This window comes from Streptomyces sp. UW30 (genome assembly GCF_008042075.1).
Lineage (GTDB): Bacteria > Actinomycetota > Actinomycetes > Streptomycetales > Streptomycetaceae > Streptomyces.
In genome coordinates, this window is sequence record NZ_RDBN01000021.1 from 51,035 (window position 1) to 70,582 (window position 19,548).

Consider the following 19,548-nt stretch of genomic DNA (forward strand, 5'->3'; position numbering starts at 1 on the left):
CCCCTTTGTCGATAACGGCAGGGCGGACCGCTACCCGGAGTTACACAGGAGACAGCAATGTCCCAGCAGGCTCACAAGCCCGTGGAGACGTCCGAGGAGACGTCGACGGAGACTCAGGAGCCCGAGACCCCCAATCTCGACTTCGCAGGCACGACGCCGTACGAGGACTACGTCAAGGCGGATGTGCTCACCCACCTCCAGCACACCCTCTCCGACGACCCCGGAGAGATGGTCTTCCTGGTCACGACCCAGGTCATGGAGCTGTGGTTCACGGTCATCGTCCACGAGTGGGAGACCGCGGCACGCGCCCTGCGCGAGGACCGCCCGGCCGTGGCGATCGACGCCCTGAAGCGCTCCGTACGGGAACTGGATGCCCTGAACTCCTCCTGGAAGCCGCTCGGCCAGCTCACCCCGGCCCAGTTCAACTCCTACCGCAGCGCCCTCGGCGAGGGCTCCGGCTTCCAGTCGGCGATGTACCGGCGGATGGAGTTCCTGCTCGCCGAGAAGTCCGCGTCCATGCTGGTCCCGCACCGCGGCGCCCCGCGCGTGCACGCGGAACTGGAGAAGGCGCTGCACGAGCCGAGCCTCTACGACGAGGTGCTGCGCTTCCTCGCCCGGCACGGCTGCGCGATCCCGCAGGCCGTGCTGAAGCGGGACGTGTCCCGGAAGTACGAGCCCTCCCCGGCGGTCGAGGCGGCCTGGACGGCGATCTACGCCGGCGACCAGAACTCCGAGCTCGCCCGCCTGGGCGAGGCGCTCACCGACGTCGCCGAACTGGTGTGGCGCTGGCGCAACGACCACCTGGTCGCCACCCGCCGCGCGATGGGCGCCAAGGCTGGCACGGGCGGTTCGGCCGGCGTGGCCTGGCTGGAGAAGCGCGCGCAGAAGAACGTGTTCCCGGAGCTGTGGACGGCGAGGTCCCATGTCTGAGTTCGCCGAACTGGCCGCGAAGGCCGAGAAGCTGGACGCGACCGACGAACTCGCGGGCAAGCGCGCCGAGTTCGTGCTGGACGAGATCGTCTACCTCGACGGCAACTCACTGGGCGCCCTGCCGGCGAACGTGCCGGGACGGGTCGAGGACGTCGTACTGCGGCAGTGGGGCCGGATGCGCATCCGCTCCTGGGACGAGAGCGGCTGGTGGACCGCGCCGGAGCGGATCGGCGACCGTATCGCTCCGCTGGTCGGTGCTGCGCCGGGCCAGATCGTGGTCGGCGACTCGACAAGTGTCAATGTTTTCAAGGCACTTGTGGCCGCAGTGCGGATAGCGGAGTCCACCGGTTCCGCCGGTTCCGCCGGTTCCACCGGTTCCGCGGGTACCGGCCGGGACGAGATCCTCGTCGACGCGACGACCTTCCCCACGGACGGCTACATCGCCGAGTCCGCGGCCCGGATGACCGGTCGTACGCTACGGCCCGTGACGCCCGCGGAGGTGCCGGCCGCACTGTCCGGCCGTACCGCCGCCGTCCTCCTCAACCACGTCGACTACCGCACGGGCCGGCTGCACGACCTGCCGTCCCTGACCGCCGCCGTGCACGCGGCGGGCGCGGTGGCCGTCTGGGACCTGTGCCACAGCGCGGGCGCCCTGCCGGTCGGGCTCGACGAGCACGGGGTGGACCTGGCCGTCGGCTGCACCTACAAGTACCTGAACGGCGGCCCGGGTTCACCGGCGTACCTCTATGTGCGCCGGGACCTCCAGGACCGTTTCGACTCCCCGCTGCCCGGCTGGAACTCGCACACCGAGCCCTTCGGCATGCGGCCCGACTTCGAACCGGCCTCCGGCGCTCTGCGCGGCCGCGTCGGCACGCCCGACATCCTCTCCATGCTCGCCCTGGAGGCGGCCATGGAGGTCTGGGACGGCGTGTCGATCGAGGCGGTACGGGCCAAGTCGCTCGCGTTGACGGACTTCTTCCTGGAGTGCGTCGCGGCGTATGTGCCGAAGGACCGTGTGGAGTCGGTGACTCCGGCGCCCCACGCGGAGCGCGGCAGCCAGGTGGCGCTGCGCTCCGCGGATGCCGGGGACGTGATGAAGCGGCTCATCGAGCGCGGGGTGGTTGGCGACTTCCGCCACCCGGACGTGCTGCGGTTCGGTTTCACGCCGCTGTACGTCGGGTTCGCGGACGTGGAGCGGGCGGCCCGGGTGCTGGCCGAGGTGCTGCTGCGCTGACCCCGGTCGGTCCTAGCCGGCGTACACCCCCGCCACGGCAGCCGCGTGCGCGGCCCGCGCGGCGCGCTCCGCGGCGGGGGCGTCGGGGACCTCCCCGGTCGTCAGCAACTGGTAGTAGAGGGGCGCCGACACCGCCCGTACGACCGCCTCCGGGTCCGTACCGACGGGCAACTCCCCCCGGGCGACGCCCTGTTCCACGCAGGGCGCCCACTCCGCCACCCGCACCTCGTAGAAGCGCCGCAGCGCCTGCGCCGTACGTTCGTCGCAGGTCGCGGCGGCGATGACGGCACGGAACAGCGCGCCCTGCCGGGGGTCGGCCAGCGTCCGCCGCACCAGCTCCGCGTTGGCCCGCAGGTCACCCAGCACGGAGCCGGTCTCCGCGCGCGGCAGCGACTGCTCGGCCATGTCGGCGAGCAGGTCGGCCACCAGCCCCGTCACCGAGCCCCACCGCCGGTACACGGTCGTCTTGCCGACCTCCGCGCGGCGGGCGACGTCGGCGAGGTCGAGGCCGTCGAAACCCTGCTCCGCCAGCACGTCTCCGGCGGCTCGCAGCACGGCCGTACGGACACGCGCGGTGCGCCCTCCGGGACGGACGGTGCCGGGTTCGGCGGACATATCGGCCTCCTTGGTGCACGTGCGTGCTGCGGCGTGATCCGCGGTGCCAGCGTAACGAAACAACAGTACCGTTTAACCCTTACCGAGCGTGACATGCGCGTGTCCGTGCACGTGACGGGCCTGGTACCGTCCCGCCAACGGCCGAAGTCGCACCTGGTCCGCCACCCCCGCTTTCGTCCAAATCCGTTTGATCGCTGAGAGGTTGGAGCATGCCGGACGACGCCGCCGCTGCCCGGGACGCCGCCGAGGAGGAGTCGGCCTTCTCGCATCCGCCGGTCGATCCCGACGCCATTGCCTCCTACGGCGACCACCCCGACCAGGTGATCGACTTCTACGCGCCCCGCGGCGAGACCACGCCGGGCGAACCGGCCCCGCTGATCGTCGTCCTGCACGGCGGGGCGTGGCGTACGCCGTACGACCGCCGGCATGTCACGCCGTTCGCGGACTTCCTGGCGCGCCGTGGGTTCGCGGTGGCGAATGTGGAGTATCGGCGGGGGGCCGCGGGCGGGGTCGACGGCGCGGGCGCGGTGGGTGCGGCCGGCGGTTCGGGTGGCTCGGGCGGTGGCGCAGTCGCTGACGCGGCTTCGGCCGGTTCTGCGGGTTCGGCAGGTTCTGCGGGTACGGCCGGGGGTGGGGCGGCGGTCGCCGGGCGTTGGCCGGACACCTTCGACGATGTCGCCGCCGCGCTGGACGCGCTGCCGGCACTGGTGCGGGAGGCGTTGCCGCACGCCGACGCGCGCCGGACGGTGCTCACCGGCCACTCCGCCGGCGGCCATCTGGCCCTCTGGGCGGCGGCCCGCCATCTCCTGCCGGCGGACGCTCCCTGGCGCATCGACCGGCCCGCGCCTTTGCGGGGTGTGGTCGCCCTGGCCCCGATCGCCGACTTCACGGTCGCCGACAAGCTGGACGTGTGCGGGGGCGCTGCGCGGCAACTGCTGGGCGGGAGCGTGGAGTTCGCGGAGCGCCAGCCCTATGCCGACCCGGCGTTCCTGCTGCCGACGGGCATCGCGACGACGCTCGTCCAGGGCCGCACGGACATCGTGGTCCCGATGGCCGTCGCCGAGTCGTACGCTGACGCGGCGGCGAAGGCGGGCGAGGTGGTCGGTCTGACGCTGCTGGAGGACGTCGGCCATTTCCCGCTGATCGATCCTGCGGCGGACGCGTGTGCGGTGGTGGTGGAGGAAATCGCGCAGTTGGCGTGGTGAGGCGGCGTGTCGCCCCTCGTGGAGTGCCCTCTCGGAGGGTGGCCCCCCGCCAGGAATGCGTCCTCTTGGGCGCCCTGCAGGCGTGACCCGTCATACCCGTAGTACCTGAGAGCTACGTCGCAGGTGAGCTCCCTGGCATGACGCGGACGACGAGTTCTGATCCGTAACTTCCCCTTCAGACAAGCCCGATGGCCGGGCGGACTGGAAGGGAAGACGACCATGGGGCGTACGACGGGGTCGGGCGAGCGAAGGAAGACCCACCGCACCCACCGATGGCGCCGGGCGCTGCTCGCCACCGTGATCACCGGCGCCGTGGTCGTCCCCCTGTCCGGTGCCGCGCGCGCCGAGATCCCGGCCCCGGCCCCGGCCGCCCCGGTCCGCTCGTGGATCGTGAGCGCCCGCAGCTGCCGTACGAACTCCCGCAGCTTCGGGGCCGCGTCTTCGGCTCTGCCCATCGTCGCCACCGTGGTGCTGACCGTGCCCGGTGTCTCATAGCCGAGCCAGGCCACCACGGCTGTGCGCGTGCCCTGCGGGGCTTCCCGGGTGAGTCGTTCGTGCAGAGCGCGAGCGGTGTCGCGGAAGCGGTCGTAGGTGTCGAGGGAGGTGTCGGAGCCCGGGACCAGGACCGCGATGCGGTCGGCGTGGGCCAGATCTCCGAAGACCTCCGTCGCGAGGCCGAGACCGCGGCCGTCGAAGGCGAGGAACCGGCGGGACGGGTCGGCCATCGCGCGATCCGCGGCCGCACGATCCCGGTTGCCGTGGGCCGCGGCCATGCGGGACGCCTCGGCGGCGTTGGCACGGTTGGCCGCGTACGTCTCGTCCAGCGTCGCCACCGACAAGGGGGCGAGGGCGGCCGGGGCGACCGGGGCGCGCGAAGGGCGTCCCCGTATCTCCCTCCTCTGCCACTCCTACGGCTCCGTGGTCTGCGCTCGCGCCGCCTCCGACCTGGACGTCGACGACCTCGCCCTGGTCGGCAGCCCCGGCACCGGCGTGGACACCGCCGCCGGCCTGGACACCCAGGCCCGCGTCTGGGCGGCCCGCGGCACCGACGACTGGGTGGGGGAGGTCCCGCACATCAGGCTCGACCTGCTCGGCACGACCGTCGGCTTCGGCACCGACCCGATCTCCCCGTCCTTCGGCGCCCGCGTGTTCGCGGCGGGCGACGGCGGCCACAGCGACTACTTCAGGCCGGGGTCGACGTCCCTGGCGAACCTGGCCCGCATCGTCCTGGGCGAGACCTCGGAGGTGACCCATGGCTGAGTCGACGACGGCCGCGCGCCTGACGGTCGCATGGAAGGGCATACGCCGGGGCGCCGCCCAGGTGGATGCCGCCACCCCCGCCGAGCGCGACCGGGCCGTCGACGCCCTGCGGGCCTTCGCCATCCTCGGCGTCGTCCTCGGCCACTGGCTGGTGACGGCGCTGGTGGCGGACGGCGACGGGACGGGCCTGCGCACCGCGAGCCCGCTCCACGACATGCCCTGGCTGGCCCCGATCTCCTGGGTGTTCCAGACCCTCGCCGTGTTCTTCCTGGTCGGCGGCCATGTGGCCACCCGCGGTTACGCCTCGGCCCGCAAGCGGGGCACCACGTACGGGCAGTGGCTGAGGTCCCGGCTGTCCCGCCTGTTCAAACCGGTGGCGGCCGTCCTCACCCTGTGGACGGTGGCGGCGGTTCTGCTCCTCCTCTCGGGCACGGAGCTGGACACGATCCACACCCTGCTCAAGCTGGCCCTGTCCCCCTTGTGGTTCCTCCTGGTGTTCGCGGCGCTGACGGCGGTGACACCGCTCCTCCTGCGCCTCCACCCCCTCTGGCCGCTGGCCGTCGTCCTCCATGTGGACCTCGTCCGCTTCGGTTTGGGCGGCCCCGACTGGCTCGGCTGGGTGAACCTGGCGGCGGGCTGGCTGGTGCCGTTCACGCTGGGCGCCGCCTGGACCAGAGGTGAGTTGGAGCGTCGGCGCGCGGGCTGGATCCTGCTGACGAGCGGCGCGACGGTGACGGCCGCGCTCATTGCCTGGGCGGGTTATCCGGCGTCCATGGTCGGCGTCCCCGGCGCCGGTGTCTCCAACCTCAACCCGCCGACGCTGGCCGCCGTCACCTTCGGCCTGGCCCAGTGCGGGCTGGCACTGCTCCTGCGCGAGCCGCTGCGCCGCGCGATGCGCCGGCCGCTCGCCTGGGCGGCGGTGGCGCTGCTCAACCTCTCCGCGATGACGATCTTCCTGTGGCACCAGACGGCCCTGATGGCCACCACGGCCACGGCCCTGACGGCCGGTCACCTCCCCGGCCTGCACACCGCCCCCGACAACCTGACCTGGGTGGCGGCCCGTATCGCGTGGCTGCCCGTGTTCGCGGCGGCCCTGGCCGTCTGCTGGGCGACGTTCCGCACCTACGAACAGGGCCCACGCCGCCCAAGGGGTCACGCGTCAAGAGTGATCCGCACCCACCGTTCCCATGAGAGCCGCAAAACGAAGGCCGAGAACCATGCTTAGGGTTGACCACGTGAACGAAGAGGAGGCCCCAACCACCCAACGCGCGCAGGCCGACGGTGTTCAGCCCCCACCGGGGCCGCCCGCACCCGACGACGCTGCCCGCACCGGTGGTGCCGGTGGGAAACCAGACGCGGCGGAAGGCCGCGTGCCCACCGAACAACCCTTCACCACCCGCCTGCGCAAACCCTTCGGCACAACCTGGCTCCGCTGGCTGACGATCCTCCTCACCGCCTGGGTCGCCCTCGGCGTCGCCCTGGCCGGCGGCAACGAACTCAGCTCCAGCTACGACCTGACCACGGCCAACGGCCTGCTCGCCGGCTTCGCCCTCGGCCTGACCCTCGTCCTCGCCCTGTGGCGACCCGCCGAAGCCTGGGCCCTCAACCTGTCGGCCACGATCATCACGGCCCTCGTCGCCCGCCCCCATCTCGCGGAAACCCCACTCCCCGGCCCCAACTGGCCCTGGAGCACCCCCGCGGTCATCGCCCAGGCCGCGATCCTGCTCCTCCTCGCCCTCCGCGTCCGCACCCGCAGCGCCGTGGCGGCCCTCGCGGCGACAGCCCTGGCCACCTTCCTGTTCCAGGGCGTCATCGGCGCCCAGCGCTACTCCGGCACCGGCATGGTCGCGGTCGCCGTCTTCGCGGTGGCCGTCCTCGTCGGCACCGCACTGCGCGGCCGCAAAGAGGCCCGCACCCAACTCGTCGAGCAGGAAACCCTCACCGCGTCCGAGCGGGCCCAGCGCACAGTCCTGGAGGAGCGCAGCCGTATCGCCCGCGAACTGCACGACGTGGTCGCCCACCACATGTCGGTCATCTCCATCCAGGCGCAGGTCGCCCCCCACCTCGTCGAGAACCCGTCCGACGAGCTCAAGGAGAACCTGGAAGGCATCCGTCAGAACGCCCTGGAGGCCCTGACCGAACTGCGCCGTGTCCTCGGAGTCCTGCGCTCGGAGCACCCCGACGCCCCGAACACCCTCGACCCGACGGGCACCGACACCACCGCCAATGCCGCCCCGCACGCGCCGCAACCCACCCTCGACCGGCTGGAAGCGCTGGTGGACAACATCCGCGGCGTCGGCCTGACCGTGCACCTCGACATCACCGGCCGACGCCGCCCGCTGGCGCCCGGCGTGGAGCTCTCGGCGTACCGGATCGTGCAGGAGGCGCTCAGCAACGTGCTGCGCCACGCCCCCGGCGCGATCGCCCAGGTCTCCGTCGCCTACGAGCCGTTCGGAGTGAGCCTGCGGGTCGTCAACTCACCGCCGCAGTGGCCCGCGCCGCCGTCGCAGGGCGCGGGGCACGGGTTGCTCGGCATGCGGGAGCGGGGCGCGATGCTGGGCGGCGCCGTGTCGGCGTACCCCGCGAAGGACGGCGGCTACGTGGTGAGCGCGTTCCTCCCGGCGTACCCGCGCGTCGAGGGCCTGTCCTACGTACCGCAGGACCCCGGGCACGCCGCCAACGCCAAGGCGTCCGCCCACGGCCCGACCGCCCACGACTCGAACTCTCACCACCCCGACAAGGACGGCACCGCATGACGAGCAGCCCCATCCGCGTAGTCATCGCCGACGACCAGCAGATGGTCCGGCAGGGATTCTCCGTGCTGCTCAACACCAAGCCCGACATCGACGTGATCGGGCAGGCGGTCGACGGCCTGGACGCGCTCGCGAAGGTCGCCGAACTCGTCCCGGACGTCGTCCTGATGGACATCCGGATGCCGGAGCTCGGCGGCATCGAGGCCACCCGCCGCATCACCACGGCGACACCGCACATCAAGGTGCTGGTGCTGACGACGTTCGACCTCGACGAGTACGTCTACGAGGCGCTGCGCGCGGGCGCCTCGGGCTTTCTCCTCAAGGACGCCTCCGCCGACCAGCTGGCCGAGGCGGTACGGGTCGTGGCGGCCGGCGACGCCCTCCTCGCGCCCGTCATCACCCGCCGTCTCATCGCCGAGTTCTCCCGCATGGACGGCCGGCCGCGCGCACCCCTGAAGGAACGCGTCGGCGACCTGACCGAACGCGAGACGGAGGTCCTCGCCCTGATCGCGCAAGGCCTGTCGAACGCGGAGATCGCCGACCGCCTCGTCGTGGCCGAACAGACCGTAAAGACCCACGTAGGCCGCATCCTGGTAAAACTCGGCCTCCGGGACCGCACACAGGCGGCGGTCTTCGCGTACGAGTCGGGCCTGGTGCGGCCCACCGGGTACTGAACGACCACGGGCCTGCGCGCCGCCCGTCCTGCGGCCCACTCCGCGTCTCTGGGCGCGCGCCCACCCCACCCGGCGGCCCACTCTGAGCGTGAAGTCTCGCGCCCGCCCTCGCCGCCCCCGCAGGCCCCCGCAGGGCGCCCGCGGCCAGCCGGTACTCCGGGCTGTGCTGCTTGGCCGCGTCCCCCGTCGGCGGGGTCGGCATCTGAGTCGTCTCGGTCACGTACAGAAAGGTAGGCGCCAAGGGGCGCAGCGGTGATGCCTGTAGTACCTGAGATGGACCTGCAGGAACCCCTCTCACTGGGGACGACCGCTGCGCCCCTTGGCGCCTACCTTTCTGTACGTGACCGAGACGACTCAGATGCCGACCCCGCCGACGGGGGACGCGGCCAAGCAGCACAGCCCGGAGTACCGGCTGGCCGCGGGCGCCCTGCGGGGGCTGCGGCACGACCTGTTCGAAGACGCCTTCGCCTATCGCCCGCTGCCGCGGATGGGTGTGGACGGCCCCGTGACCCGGCGGCTGCCGGGCCGCCTGCGCGATTCCGCAGCTTGGACACCGCACGCCCTGATCGCCGGGATCGCCCTGCTCACGCTGCTCATGGCGATCGTCGACACCGGCGGCGCGGGCCTGATCCTCGGCCCGCTCGCCGTGATCCCGATCCTGCTGACCATGCTCCGGCCGGTCGGAGCGTTCTGGCTGTCCCTGGCGGCCACGCCGGTCAGCCAGGTCTTCGGCAGCTCATGGGACGGCTGGCCGTGGCTGCCCGCGGCCTTCGCCTGCCATCTGACCGTGCTGACGGTCGTGGCCATACGGACCAGGCCGCGCACGGCCGCGTACATGTGGGCCGTCACCGCGGCGTACGCCTTCGTGGCGGACTTCCTGTTCGGGCCGGGCTACTACGGCACGAACAGCGGACCCATGCTCGTGCTGTCCGCGCTGATTCTGCTCGTCGTCGCCGTCTGGCACACCCGCAAGGAGGCCCGCCAGGAGGTGACGGCCCAGCAGACGGTGACCGAGCACGAGCGTTCCCGGCGGACGCTCCTGGAGGAGCGCACGAACATCGCCCGCGAGCTGCACGACGTGGTGGCCCACCACATGTCGGTCGTCGCCATCCAGGCGGAGGCCGCCCCCTACCGGGTGGAGAACCCGCCGCCGGAGCTGGAGCGAGCCTTCGCCACCATCCGGGAGAACGCGGTGGCGGCGCTCACCGAACTGCGCCGCGTCCTGGGCGTCGTCCGCGCCGAGGACTACGAGGCCCCGGACACCCCGCAGCCCACCCTCACCGATCTGGAGGGGCTGCTGGCGAACGTGCGGGACACGGGCCTGAGCGTCGACAAGACGGTGACCGGAGCGGTGCGCGCACTCCCGCAGGGCGTGGAGCTGTCGGCGTACCGGATCGTGCAGGAGGCGCTCAGCAACACCTTGCGGCACGCGCCCGGCGCGAGCGCCAGAGTGGAGATCGCGTACGTCCTCGGCGGCCTCGGCGTGCGCATAGTCAACGGCCCGCCGCCCGCGCCGGCCCTGGTCAAGCCCTCGCCCGGCGCCGGGCACGGCATCACGGGTATGCGGGAGCGTGTCTCGATGCTGAACGGTGAGATGACGGCGGGCGCGACGGACGAAGGCGGCTACGAGGTGACGGTGTTCCTGCCGGTCACGGCGACCACAGAGGACGGCTCATGACCATCCGCGTGCTGATCGCGGACGATCAGATGATGGTGCGCGAGGGCTTCTCGGTCCTGCTGAACGCGATGCCGGACATCGAGGTCGTCGGCGAGGCGGTCAACGGGCGCGAAGCGGTGGACCGGGTCCGTGAGCTCACGCCGGACGTCGTGCTGATGGACATCCGCATGCCCGAGCTGAACGGCATCGAGGCGACCCGCGAGATCGTCGCGGCGGACGGCGCCGCCAAGGTGCTGGTGCTGACCACCTTCGACCTCGACGAGTACGTGTACCAGGCGCTGCGCGCGGGAGCCTCCGGCTTCCTGCTGAAGGACGCCTCGGCACGCCAGCTCGCGGACGGCGTGCGGGTGGTGGCGGCCGGCGAGGCGCTGCTCGCCCCCTCGATCACCAGGCGGCTGATCACGGAGTTCTCGAAGATGTCCGACTCCCCGCGCCTGATGCCGTCGGCGCACGCGGCGTACGGGGATCTGACCGAGCGGGAGACGGAGGTGCTGGTGCTGATCGCCCAGGGCCTGTCGAACTCGGAGATCGCCGAGCGGCTGGTGGTCGCCGAGTCGACGATCAAGACCCATGTCAGCCGGATCCTGGTGAAGCTGGGGCTGCGCGACCGTACGCAGGCGGCGGTGTTCGCCTACGAGGCGCGGCTGGTCACGCCCGGCTGAGGAGCCGGGCCTACGGTGAGGGGCATGGAACAGCGCATCACTCTGATCACGCTGGGAGTCTCCGATCTCGCCCGCTCCAAGGCCTTCTACGAGGCCCTGGGCTGGCGTGGGCAGGAGGTCGAGGAGACCGTGTTCTTCCAGGCGGGCGGCCTGGGGCTGGTGCTGTGGGGCCGGGAGAAGCTGGCCCGGGACTGCGGTCTGGAGCCCGGGGCGGCGGGCGGGTTCGGCGGGATCGTCCTCGCGCACAACGTCCGGTCCGAGGCGGAGGTGGACACGCTCCTCGCGGCGGTGGAGGGAGCCGGCGGGACGGTCACCAAGCCCGCGGCGGTCAACGCGATCGGCTTCTACTCCAGTGCCTTCACCGATCCCGACGGCCATGCCTGGGAGGTCGCCCACAACCCCGGGTTCCCGCTCGCCGAGGACGGTTCCGTCACTCTCCCGGACTTCGGCACCGCCTAGGCCCCTGGTCAGACCGGGGGGAGCCGGGCTAACGTCCGGACATGGCAGCCCCCTTTGCCCTCGCCTTCGACCCGTGGGACCCGGCCTTCCTCGCCGACCCGTACCCGGCCTACGCCGAGCTGCGGGCCCGTGGCCGCGTGCACTACTACGAGCCCACGAACCAGTGGCTGGTCCCGCACCACGCGGACGTCTCGGCGCTGCTCCGGGACCGCAGGCTGGGCCGGACGTACCAGCACCGTTTCACCCACGAGGACTTCGGGCGGACGGCGCCCCCGCCGGAGCAGGAGCCGTTCCACGTCCTGAACGACCACGGGATGCTCGACCTGGAGCCGCCGGACCACACGCGGATCCGCCGGCTGGTGTCGAAGGCGTTCACGCCCCGCACGGTGGAGCAGCTGAAGCCGTATGTGCGGCAGCTGGCGGGGGAGCTGGTGTCCGGGCTGGTGGAGGCGGGCGGCGGTGACCTGCTGACGGATGTCGCGGAGCCGCTGCCGGTCGCGGTGATCGCCGAGATGCTGGGCATTCCCGAGGCGGACCGGGGGCAGCTGCGGCCGTGGTCGGCGGACATCTGCGGGATGTACGAGCTGGCCCCGTCGCAGGAGACGGCGCGCAAGGCGGTGCGCGCGTCGGTCGAGTTCTCGGACTACCTCATGGAACTGATCGCGACCCGCCGCAAGGAGCCGGGGGACGACCTGATCTCCGGCCTGATCGCCGCCCACGACGAGGGCGACCGGCTCACCGAGCAGGAGATGATCTCCACGGCGGTCCTGCTCCTCAACGCCGGTCACGAGGCCACGGTGAACTCGACGGTCAACGGCTGGTGGGCCCTGTTCCGCAACCCCGGACAGCTGGCGGCCCTGCGCGCCGACCACTCCCTGATCCCGTCCGCGATCGAGGAGCTGATGCGCTACGACACCCCGCTCCAGCTCTTCGAACGCTGGGTCCTGGACGAGATCGAGATCGCCGGCACGACGATCCCTCGCGGCGCGGAGATCGCCATGCTCTTCGGTTCCGCCAACCACGACCCCGAGGTCTTCGAGACCCCGGACAGGCTGGACCTCACCCGCACGGAGAACCCGCACATCTCCTTCAGCGCGGGCATCCACTACTGCATCGGCGCACCCCTGGCCCGCATCGAACTGGCGGCGTCCATGTCGGCGCTCCTGGAGCAGGCCCCGACCCTCCGCCCGGCGTCAGAACCGGAACGCAAGCCGAACTTCGTGATCCGGGGCCTGGAGGGGCTGAGCGTCGAGGTGGCGTGATCACCCGCTCGGCTGATCGGGATATCCATGTGGTCAAGCTCGGCGGCAAGGTCGCTCTCCCCGACCCGGTCGGTATCGAGCTCGACACGGAGGAACTGAAGCTCTCCATCGACTGATCCGGGTCAGGTCGTCATGTCCCGCCGGCGCAGCCCCGCGAGGCCTGCGGCCACCAGCCCCGCCGCCAGCGCCAGCAGGACCAGCACGGGCCCCCACTCCATCCCGCCGCCGGGCAGCTTCGGCAGATGCCCGAACGGGGACAGGTCCAGCACCGCCTGCGGGACGTCGAGCGCGGGGCCCACCCAGCCGATCAGCAGGACCGCCCCGGCCACCGCCCAGGCCCCCATCGCCGCGCCTGGGAAGAGGCCGTACAGCAGGACCGCCAGGCCGCCGATGACCCAGATCGCCGGGAGCTGCACGAGGCAGGCGCCCAGGATCGGGCCGATCTCCTTGCCGTAGCCGACGGCGAAGCCCAGGCCGGCCAGGAGCATGATCAGGGCGGAGCCCGCGAAGGCGATCACGAGGTGACCGGCGGCCCAGCGCAGCCGTCCCACCGCGTTCGCCAGGATCGGTTCCGCCCGCATCGAGGTCTCCTCGCCGTGCAGCCGCAGGACCGACGCCACGACGTACAGGGCCGCGATCAGGCCCAGCATGCCGATCATCGACCCCAGGAAGGCGTCCGTCAGCCCAGACTGGCCGCCCATGCGCTCGAAGATCTCCCGCGCGTTGTCGTTGTCGCCGACCAGGTCGGCCACCCCGTCGGTCAGCCCGCCGTAGATGACCCCGGCCAGGAAGAAGCCGATGCTCCAGCCGAGCACGCCGCCGCGCTGTAGCCGCCAGGCCAGCGCGCCCGCCGTGCCGAGGCGGCCGGCGGCCGGGCCCGGTCGGGCGGGCAGGAAGCTCATGCCGACGTCCCGGCGCCCGGCGAGTTCGTACGCCACCACGCCCTGCACCAGGACAGCCCCGGCGAACAGCAGCAGCACCCACCAGCGCTCGCTCGCGAACGGCCGCAGGTTCTCCAGCCAGCCCAGCGGTGAGGCCCACGTCAGCGCGGAGGAGCCGTCGTCCGACGCCGAGTCGCCCGCCGCGCGCAGCGCGAACGCGGCGCCCACCAGGCCCGCCATCAGCCCCCGCGCCAGCCGGGCGCTCTCCGTGAACTGGGCGACGATCGCCGCCAGCGTCGCGAAGGCCATGCCGACCCCGGCGAGCCCGAGGCCGAACACCAGCGCCCCCGAGGCGCCCTGGCCGGCCAGTCCGGCGGTCACCAGCAGGGCCAGTGCCGCGTTCGCGACGGCCGCCGTCAGCAGCGCCGCCGTCAGCGAGGCCCTGCGGCCCACCATCCCGGACGCCACCAGCTCCTGACGGCCGCTCTCCTCCTCGTCCCGGGTGTGCCGTACGACGAGGAGCATGCTCATCACGGCCGCGAGCGCGCCCGCGTACACGCCGACCCGCCAGGCCGTCAGGGCGCCGATCGAGTCGTCGAAGACCGGGCCGATCAGTGCGCGGAAGGAGGCGTTGGTCGCGGTGTCCTGCACGAGGTTGGCACGGTCGGCGGGGGAGTCGTACAGGTTCTCCAGCGTGTTCGGCATGGAGAGGATCATCAGCGCGTTCACCGCCACCCAGACCGGGATCATCACCCGGTCCCGGCGCAGGGCGAAGCGCAGCAGGGTTGCGGTGCCGGCCAGCTGGCGCGAGCCCGACGGCCGTACCTCGAAGGCCGTGGCGGTCATCGGGCCACCTCGCTCACGTCGGCCCGCTCGCCCATGTCCGCCTGGTAGTGCCGCAGGAACAGCTCCTCCAGCGTCGGCGGAGTCGAGGTCAGCGACCGGACACCGGACTCGCTGAGCGAGCGCAGGACGGCGTCGAGCTTGTCGGTGTCGACCTGAAGGCGCACGCGATGGCCCTGTACGTCGAGGTCGTGGACGCCCGGCAGCTGCGACAGCCCGTTGGGCGGACCGGCCAGCTCGGCCGTGACGCTGGTCCGCGTCAGGTGGCGCAGGTCGGCCAGGGAGCCGCTCTCGACCGTACGGCCCTTGCGGATGATGCTGACCCGGTCGCAGAGCTCCTCGACCTCGCTGAGGATGTGGGACGACAGCAGGACCGTCCGGCCCCGGTCGCGCTCTTCCTCCACGCAGCGCTGGAAGACCTCCTCCATCAGCGGGTCCAGGCCCGATGTCGGCTCGTCCAGGATCAGCAGGTCGACGTCCGAGGCGAACGCGGCGACGAGGGCGACCTTCTGCCGGTTGCCCTTGGAGTAGGTGCGGCCCTTCTTCGTCGGGTCCAGCTCGAAGCGCTCGATCAGCTCGGCGCGGCGGCCGGAATCCAGCCCTCCGCGCAGCCGGCCGTAGAGATCGATGACCTCACCGCCCGACAGGTTCCGCCACAGCGTCACGTCCCCCGGCACGTAGGCGATCCGGCCGTGCACCTCCACCGCGTCCGTCCAGGGGTCGCGGCCGAGCACCTGGACGCCGCCGGAGTCGGCCCGCAGCAGGCCGAGCAGGACGCGGATGGTGGTGGACTTGCCGGCGCCGTTGGGGCCGAGGAAGCCGTGGACCTCGCCCGTCTCGACGTCCAGGTCGAGGCCGTCGAGCGCGTGCGTCTTGCCGAACGACTTGTGCAGTCCGGAGACGGTGATTGCCTTCGTCATGGTTCAGAACGTACGCTTCTTTCAGAAATTTGTGAAGTTAAGGAAGCGTATAAATCGCGGATAGACTCGGGGGCAGCGCGCGAGCTGTGCGGACGCAGGGGAGATGATCTACGGATGATGGAACCGAGTGAGGCGGGGCGGGACCCCGAGGCGGTGTCGAAGTTCGTGGAGGCCTTCGCGGCGCAGCTCGTCGAGGCCGGGATGCAGCGCATGGCGGCGCGCGTGTTCGCCGCGCTGCTCGCGTCCGACTCCGGCACCATGAGCTCCGCCGAACTCGGCGAACAGCTCCAGGTCAGCCCGGCCGCGATCTCCGGCGCGGTGCGCTATCTCGCCCAGGTCCACATGGTCTCCCGCGAGCGCGAACCGGGCTCCAGGCGCGAGCGCTACCGCGTGCACAGCGACCAGTGGTACGAGGCGCTGACCAATCGCGACGCCATCCTCAGGCGCTGGGGCCAGACCCTGCGCGAGGGCGTCGACAGCCTCGGCGCGGCGACCCCCGGCGGGCAGCGCATCGCCGAGACGCTCGCGTTCTTCGAGTACCTGGAGGGCGAGATCGGCCTGCTGATGGAGCGCTGGCGCGAACACCGTGACCGGACCTTCGGCCAGGGCGGCGGCGCCCCGTAGGCCCTCGGCGCCGCGAACCACCGCCTCACCGCCCCGGCAGCACCAGCCGCAGCGCGCCTTCGCCCACCGTCCAGGTCCGCCGGCGCACCGGCCCGGAGACCGCCTCGTCCGCGCGATAGCGGAAGTGCGCCCCCGACACGGTCACCGTCCGGCCCTCGGCCCGCAGCGGGGACGCCTCCGCGCCCACCGAGGCCGGTCGCACCTCCACCTCGGCCAGGCCCGCGATGCCCGGTGTCACCGACACCGCCGCCACCGGCTGGTCGAGGTCCACCAGCGTCGCCCCGTCGACCTCGACGCGCAGTCGCGACGGCCCGGACGCGCCGGCCGGGGAGGGGCCCCGCGGCGGCACCAGCGTCCGTACGAGCGACTGGCACGTCCGCAGCCACGGCGGCCGCCCCGCAGTCGGCCCCGCCGCATCGGCCGATGCGGCGGGCTCCCGTATCGGGGGGATGCGCAGCCCGCCCAGCACCACGCCGTCGCTGTCGTCCACGAGCAGATCCAGCCGCTGCTCCACCCCGTCCAGCACCGCCCGGGCCGCCGCGACCGCCCCCGTCGGCACCCCCAGGGAACCGGCCAGCGACAGCGCACCCCCGACCGGCACCACCGACAGCACGCATTCGGCCAGCTGCCGCTGCCGGTGCAGCAGCGCCACCGTGCGCAGCAGCGCCCCGTCGTCGCCGACGACCACCGGCCGGCGCGACCCGCGCTTCGCCAATGCGCGGGCGAACTCGTCCGGGTCCTCCGGCAGGCACACTTTCGTGGCCGCACCCGCGCTGAGTACGTCTTTCGCGATCCTGACGGACTCGCCGTCGGTCCTCAAGGCGATCGGATCGATCACCACCAGCAGCTGATCGGACATCGCGAAAGTCGCCACCTCGGCCATGCCTCGCTTCCTCGGGTAGCATCTTTGTGCAAGAGCCCCTTGCGCTATTGCGCCAGGGGCTTCGTCTATTCCGGGGCCCTCCGGTCCGACGGTTCGCGGCCAATGACGGTCGCGGTCCGTGGTGGTGCACGCGGCGGAACCTTACGCGTGCGCCCCTGACCTTGGACATGCCCCGCCCGGAAGGGGTGTACGCGCGTGCCCGCACTTGTGCTGCTCGGTGCTCAGTGGGGTGACGAGGGTAAAGGGAAGGCCACGGACCTGCTCGGCGGATCCGTCGACTACGTGGTCCGCTATCAGGGCGGCAACAATGCCGGCCACACGGTCGTCGTCGGCGACCAGAAGTATGCCCTCCACCTTCTCCCCTCCGGCATCCTCTCGCCGGGATGCACCCCGGTCATCGGCAACGGCGTCGTCGTCGACCCGTCGGTCCTGCTCTCCGAGCTGAGCGGTCTGAACGAGCGTGGCGTCGACACGTCCAAGCTCCTCCTCAGCGGAAACGCGCACATCATCACGCCGTACAACGTGACGGTGGACAAGGTGACGGAACGCTTCCTCGGCAAGCGGAAGATCGGCACGACCGGGCGCGGCATCGGCCCGACCTACGCCGACAAGATCAACCGCGTGGGCATCCGGGTCCAGGACCTCTACGACGAGTCGATCCTGACCCAGAAGGTCGAAGCCGCCCTCGACGTCAAGAACCAGGTCCTCACCAAGCTCTACAACCGCCGCGCGATCGCCGTGGAGCAGGTCGTCGAGGAGCTGCTCGGCTACGCCGAGAAGATCAAGCCGTTCGTCGCCGACACGGTCCTGGTCCTCAACCAGGCGCTGGAGGACGACAAGGTGGTCCTCTTCGAGGGCGGCCAGGGCACCCTGCTCGACATCGACCACGGGACCTATCCCTTCGTCACCTCCTCGAACCCGACGGCGGGCGGCGCCTGCACGGGCGCGGGCGTGGGCCCGACGAAGATCAGCCGGGTGATCGGCATCCTCAAGGCGTACACGACCCGTGTCGGCGCCGGCCCGTTCCCGACGGAGCTGTTCGACGAGGACGGCGAGGCACTGCGCCGCATCGGCGGCGAGCGGGGCGTGACGACGGGCCGTGACCGTCGCTGCGGCTGGTTCGACGCGGTGATCGCCCGCTACGCGACCCGCGTGAACGGCCTCACCGACTTCTTCCTCACCAAGCTCGACGTCCTCACCGGCTGGGAGCAGATCCCGGTCTGTGTGGCGTACGAGATCGACGGCAAGCGCGTGGAGGAACTCCCCTACTCGCAGTCCGACTTCCACCACGCGAAGCCGGTCTACGAGTCCCTCCCGGGCTGGTCCGAGGACATCACGTCGGCCAAGTCGTTCTCCGACCTGCCGAAGAACGCCCAGAACTACGTCAAGGCGCTGGAGGAGATGTCCGGCGCCCCGATCTCCGCGATCGGCGTGGGCCCGGGCCGGGACGAGACGATCGAGATCAACTCGTTCCTGTAGGACCTATGAAGGCGGCCCAGGCCTTGCCGGAAACGGTGAGGTTTGGGCCGTCGGGGTTTTTGGAGTCGCGGATGTGGATGGTGGGGGTGTGGGGGCAGGGGGCGACCTCGACACACTGACCGCCGCCGCCGTCGCTGTACGACGACTTGCGCCAGGCGTAGGCGACTTCGACGCAGTCGCCGCCGCCCCCGTCGCTGTAGCTCGACTTGAACCAGCGAAGGCTTCCGGTGCCGGTCATCGATCCTCTCCTGCCAACCGCTCGATGAAGGCCAGTGATTCGTCGGGACTCAGGGCCTGTGCACGGATCCTCGCATAGCGGTGCGAGAGTTGGGATACCTCCGCCGGATCGTTGATCAGGATGCCCTGGTCCTCGATCTCCATGTAGACGACGTGCTCGTGGTCCTTGGTCTCTACGAGCTGCATGGCGCCGCGATCGCCCGCGTACGTTCCCCGCAGCCCACGGTCCAGTGGCAGCACCTGCACGAAGACATTGTCCCGCTGGGCGTTATCGGCGAGTGAGCGCAGCTGTCCGCGCATGATCTCCCAGCTGCCGAACGGTCGCCGCAGTACGCTCTCTTCGAGGATCAGCTCGAGCAGCGGGGACGGATTCCGGTCGAAGAGCGCCCGGCGAGCCAGCCGGGCCTCGACAAGCTCCTCGCGCCTCTGCTCTGACACTGGCGGATAGCTTCCACCGATCAGCGCCCGCGCGTAATCCTCGGTCTGAAACAGACCGTCGACGATCAACGTCTGGTACGAGCACAGCGTGAGCGCCCCCGCCTCCAGCTCCGAGAACCCCCGGAACCGAGCCGGGTACTTCTCCAACAGCATCCACTTGCGCGCCTGCTGGAATACCCCCAGCCCACCCCCGATCGCCTCCTCCAGCTTCACCAGCATCTGATCGCTCGCGGGCTGCGCACACGTCTCCATCGCGCTGACCGCCGCTGCCGTGTACCCGAGCCTGTCCCCCAACTGCGGCTGAGTCAGCCCGTGTTGCTCCCGCAACGCCTTCGCCAGGGCGGCGACCAAATGGGCCGTACCGCCTGCCTCCGTCTTGTTCTCCGCCCGCGCCATCGCGGTCACCTCCGAACTCAACCGAACTCAACCGGTCACAACTCGCGAACGCGGCCACTCAACCGTGTTCAACCGACGACGCAGAGTCATGGATCAAGCTAGACCCGCACACGCA

At 71.5% G+C, this 19,548-nt stretch carries 19 protein-coding genes and 2 pseudogenes; 14 read left to right on the top strand and 7 right to left on the bottom strand.

Features of this window, described 5'->3' with window-relative positions:
* The first annotated feature begins 57 nt into the window (after positions 1–57).
* Both EAO75_RS10440 and kynU read left to right on the top strand, forming a co-directional pair.
* Complete coding sequence (locus tag EAO75_RS10440; RefSeq protein WP_147994788.1) at positions 58–930, top strand: tryptophan 2,3-dioxygenase family protein; 873 nt, start codon at positions 58–60, stop codon at positions 928–930.
* Positions 923–2,164 carry a kynureninase gene (kynU, locus tag EAO75_RS10445; RefSeq protein ID WP_147994789.1) on the top strand — a complete coding sequence of 414 codons (1,242 nt, stop codon included), beginning with the start codon at positions 923–925 and terminating at the stop codon, positions 2,162–2,164. Before EAO75_RS10440 ends, kynU begins: the two co-directional genes overlap by 8 nt.
* 12 nt (positions 2,165–2,176) lie before the next feature.
* Here kynU and EAO75_RS10450 read toward each other — a convergent pair whose 3' ends face one another.
* On the bottom strand, positions 2,177–2,779 hold the full coding sequence (locus EAO75_RS10450; protein ID WP_147994790.1) for a TetR/AcrR family transcriptional regulator: 603 nt from the start codon (positions 2,777–2,779) through the stop codon (positions 2,177–2,179).
* 209 nt (positions 2,780–2,988) lie between these two features.
* Between EAO75_RS10450 and EAO75_RS10455 the strand changes: the two genes are divergently transcribed.
* Together EAO75_RS10455 and EAO75_RS10460 are read left to right on the top strand one after the other, a co-directional pair.
* Complete coding sequence (locus tag EAO75_RS10455; RefSeq protein ID WP_147994791.1) at positions 2,989–3,984, top strand: alpha/beta hydrolase; 996 nt, start codon at positions 2,989–2,991, stop codon at positions 3,982–3,984.
* A 219-nt stretch (positions 3,985–4,203) separates the two neighbouring features.
* Positions 4,204–4,479 (top strand): hypothetical protein, encoded by a 276-nt coding sequence (locus tag EAO75_RS10460; RefSeq protein WP_147994792.1) that lies wholly within the window; start codon positions 4,204–4,206, stop codon positions 4,477–4,479.
* On the opposite strand, the pseudogene EAO75_RS10465 reads toward EAO75_RS10460, so the two are convergent.
* Positions 4,374–4,874 (bottom strand): annotated as a pseudogene (locus EAO75_RS10465) (alpha/beta hydrolase); the annotation flags it as partial. The gene EAO75_RS10460 and the pseudogene EAO75_RS10465 overlap by 106 nt on opposite strands.
* On the opposite strand from EAO75_RS10465, the pseudogene EAO75_RS10470 reads away from it, so the two are divergent.
* The 8 genes and pseudogenes from EAO75_RS10470 to EAO75_RS10505 all read left to right on the top strand — a co-directional run.
* Positions 4,870–5,244: pseudogene (locus EAO75_RS10470) on the top strand (alpha/beta hydrolase); the annotation flags it as partial. The pseudogenes EAO75_RS10465 and EAO75_RS10470 sit on opposite strands and share 5 nt — an antisense overlap.
* Positions 5,237–6,469, top strand: coding sequence for an acyltransferase family protein (locus EAO75_RS10475; RefSeq protein ID WP_147994793.1), 1,233 nt, complete (start codon positions 5,237–5,239; stop codon positions 6,467–6,469). The pseudogene EAO75_RS10470 and the gene EAO75_RS10475, both read left to right, overlap by 8 nt.
* Before the next feature lie 145 nt (positions 6,470–6,614).
* Positions 6,615–8,000: a sensor histidine kinase gene (locus EAO75_RS10480; protein WP_261989234.1), complete on the top strand. Its 1,386-nt coding sequence runs from the start codon at positions 6,615–6,617 to the stop codon at positions 7,998–8,000.
* Entirely contained in the window at positions 7,997–8,671 is a 675-nt protein-coding gene (locus tag EAO75_RS10485) for a response regulator (protein WP_147994795.1), read from the top strand. Before EAO75_RS10480 ends, EAO75_RS10485 begins: the two co-directional genes overlap by 4 nt.
* Before the next feature lie 340 nt (positions 8,672–9,011).
* A complete protein-coding gene (locus tag EAO75_RS10490) occupies positions 9,012–10,349 on the top strand; it encodes a sensor histidine kinase (RefSeq protein WP_410092224.1) in 1,338 nt (445 codons plus the stop codon).
* Positions 10,346–11,011, top strand: a complete 666-nt coding sequence (locus tag EAO75_RS10495) for a response regulator (RefSeq protein WP_147994796.1) — start codon at positions 10,346–10,348, stop codon at positions 11,009–11,011. Before EAO75_RS10490 ends, EAO75_RS10495 begins: the two co-directional genes overlap by 4 nt.
* Before the next feature lie 24 nt (positions 11,012–11,035).
* Positions 11,036–11,470, top strand: a complete 435-nt coding sequence (locus tag EAO75_RS10500) for a VOC family protein (RefSeq protein ID WP_147994797.1) — start codon at positions 11,036–11,038, stop codon at positions 11,468–11,470.
* A gap of 41 nt (positions 11,471–11,511) precedes the next feature.
* Positions 11,512–12,732, top strand: a complete 1,221-nt coding sequence (locus EAO75_RS10505; RefSeq protein ID WP_147994798.1) for a cytochrome P450 — start codon at positions 11,512–11,514, stop codon at positions 12,730–12,732.
* Between the two features lie 122 nt (positions 12,733–12,854).
* Here the strand turns inward: EAO75_RS10505 and EAO75_RS10515 are convergent, their stop codons facing one another.
* Positions 12,855–14,459 (bottom strand): ABC transporter permease, encoded by a 1,605-nt coding sequence (locus tag EAO75_RS10515; RefSeq protein ID WP_147994799.1) that lies wholly within the window; start codon positions 14,457–14,459, stop codon positions 12,855–12,857.
* Complete coding sequence (locus EAO75_RS10520) at positions 14,456–15,376, bottom strand: ABC transporter ATP-binding protein (protein ID WP_147994800.1); 921 nt, start codon at positions 15,374–15,376, stop codon at positions 14,456–14,458. The genes EAO75_RS10515 and EAO75_RS10520 overlap by 4 nt, the downstream gene beginning before the upstream one ends.
* A gap of 114 nt (positions 15,377–15,490) precedes the next feature.
* Here EAO75_RS10520 and EAO75_RS10525 point away from each other — a divergent pair, with 114 nt between their 5' ends.
* Complete coding sequence (locus EAO75_RS10525) at positions 15,491–16,000, top strand: GbsR/MarR family transcriptional regulator (RefSeq protein WP_410092225.1); 510 nt, start codon at positions 15,491–15,493, stop codon at positions 15,998–16,000.
* A 25-nt stretch (positions 16,001–16,025) separates the two neighbouring features.
* Here EAO75_RS10525 and EAO75_RS10530 read toward each other — a convergent pair whose 3' ends face one another.
* Positions 16,026–16,883, bottom strand: coding sequence for a diacylglycerol kinase family protein (locus tag EAO75_RS10530; protein ID WP_147994801.1), 858 nt, complete (start codon positions 16,881–16,883; stop codon positions 16,026–16,028).
* A 195-nt stretch (positions 16,884–17,078) separates the two neighbouring features.
* On the opposite strand from EAO75_RS10530, the gene EAO75_RS10535 reads away from it, so the two are divergent.
* Positions 17,079–18,362 carry an adenylosuccinate synthase gene (locus EAO75_RS10535; protein ID WP_147994802.1) on the top strand — a complete coding sequence of 428 codons (1,284 nt, stop codon included), beginning with the start codon at positions 17,079–17,081 and terminating at the stop codon, positions 18,360–18,362.
* Here EAO75_RS10535 and EAO75_RS10540 read toward each other — a convergent pair.
* Positions 18,346–18,600 carry a DUF397 domain-containing protein gene (locus EAO75_RS10540; RefSeq protein ID WP_147994803.1) on the bottom strand — a complete coding sequence of 85 codons (255 nt, stop codon included), beginning with the start codon at positions 18,598–18,600 and terminating at the stop codon, positions 18,346–18,348. The genes EAO75_RS10535 and EAO75_RS10540 overlap by 17 nt on opposite strands.
* Positions 18,597–19,442 (bottom strand): helix-turn-helix transcriptional regulator, encoded by an 846-nt coding sequence (locus EAO75_RS10545; RefSeq protein ID WP_410092226.1) that lies wholly within the window; start codon positions 19,440–19,442, stop codon positions 18,597–18,599. The genes EAO75_RS10540 and EAO75_RS10545 overlap by 4 nt, the downstream gene beginning before the upstream one ends.
* Positions 19,443–19,548 lie beyond the last annotated feature (106 nt).

Coding starts and splice junctions, on each gene's coding strand:
- EAO75_RS10460 (WP_147994792.1), top strand. CDS start 4,204: ATGGGGCGTACGACGGGGTCGGGCGAGCGAAGGAAGACCCACCGCACC.
- EAO75_RS10525 (WP_410092225.1), top strand. CDS start 15,491: ATGATGGAACCGAGTGAGGCGGGGCGGGACCCCGAGGCGGTGTCGAAG.
- kynU (WP_147994789.1), top strand. CDS start 923: ATGTCTGAGTTCGCCGAACTGGCCGCGAAGGCCGAGAAGCTGGACGCG.
- EAO75_RS10455 (WP_147994791.1), top strand. CDS start 2,989: ATGCCGGACGACGCCGCCGCTGCCCGGGACGCCGCCGAGGAGGAGTCG.
- EAO75_RS10540 (WP_147994803.1), bottom strand. CDS start 18,600: ATGACCGGCACCGGAAGCCTTCGCTGGTTCAAGTCGAGCTACAGCGAC.
- EAO75_RS10440 (WP_147994788.1), top strand. CDS start 58: ATGTCCCAGCAGGCTCACAAGCCCGTGGAGACGTCCGAGGAGACGTCG.
- EAO75_RS10450 (WP_147994790.1), bottom strand. CDS start 2,779: ATGTCCGCCGAACCCGGCACCGTCCGTCCCGGAGGGCGCACCGCGCGT.
- EAO75_RS10500 (WP_147994797.1), top strand. CDS start 11,036: ATGGAACAGCGCATCACTCTGATCACGCTGGGAGTCTCCGATCTCGCC.
- EAO75_RS10475 (WP_147994793.1), top strand. CDS start 5,237: ATGGCTGAGTCGACGACGGCCGCGCGCCTGACGGTCGCATGGAAGGGC.
- EAO75_RS10505 (WP_147994798.1), top strand. CDS start 11,512: ATGGCAGCCCCCTTTGCCCTCGCCTTCGACCCGTGGGACCCGGCCTTC.
- EAO75_RS10485 (WP_147994795.1), top strand. CDS start 7,997: ATGACGAGCAGCCCCATCCGCGTAGTCATCGCCGACGACCAGCAGATG.
- EAO75_RS10515 (WP_147994799.1), bottom strand. CDS start 14,459: ATGACCGCCACGGCCTTCGAGGTACGGCCGTCGGGCTCGCGCCAGCTG.
- EAO75_RS10530 (WP_147994801.1), bottom strand. CDS start 16,883: ATGGCCGAGGTGGCGACTTTCGCGATGTCCGATCAGCTGCTGGTGGTG.
- EAO75_RS10495 (WP_147994796.1), top strand. CDS start 10,346: ATGACCATCCGCGTGCTGATCGCGGACGATCAGATGATGGTGCGCGAG.
- EAO75_RS10520 (WP_147994800.1), bottom strand. CDS start 15,376: ATGACGAAGGCAATCACCGTCTCCGGACTGCACAAGTCGTTCGGCAAG.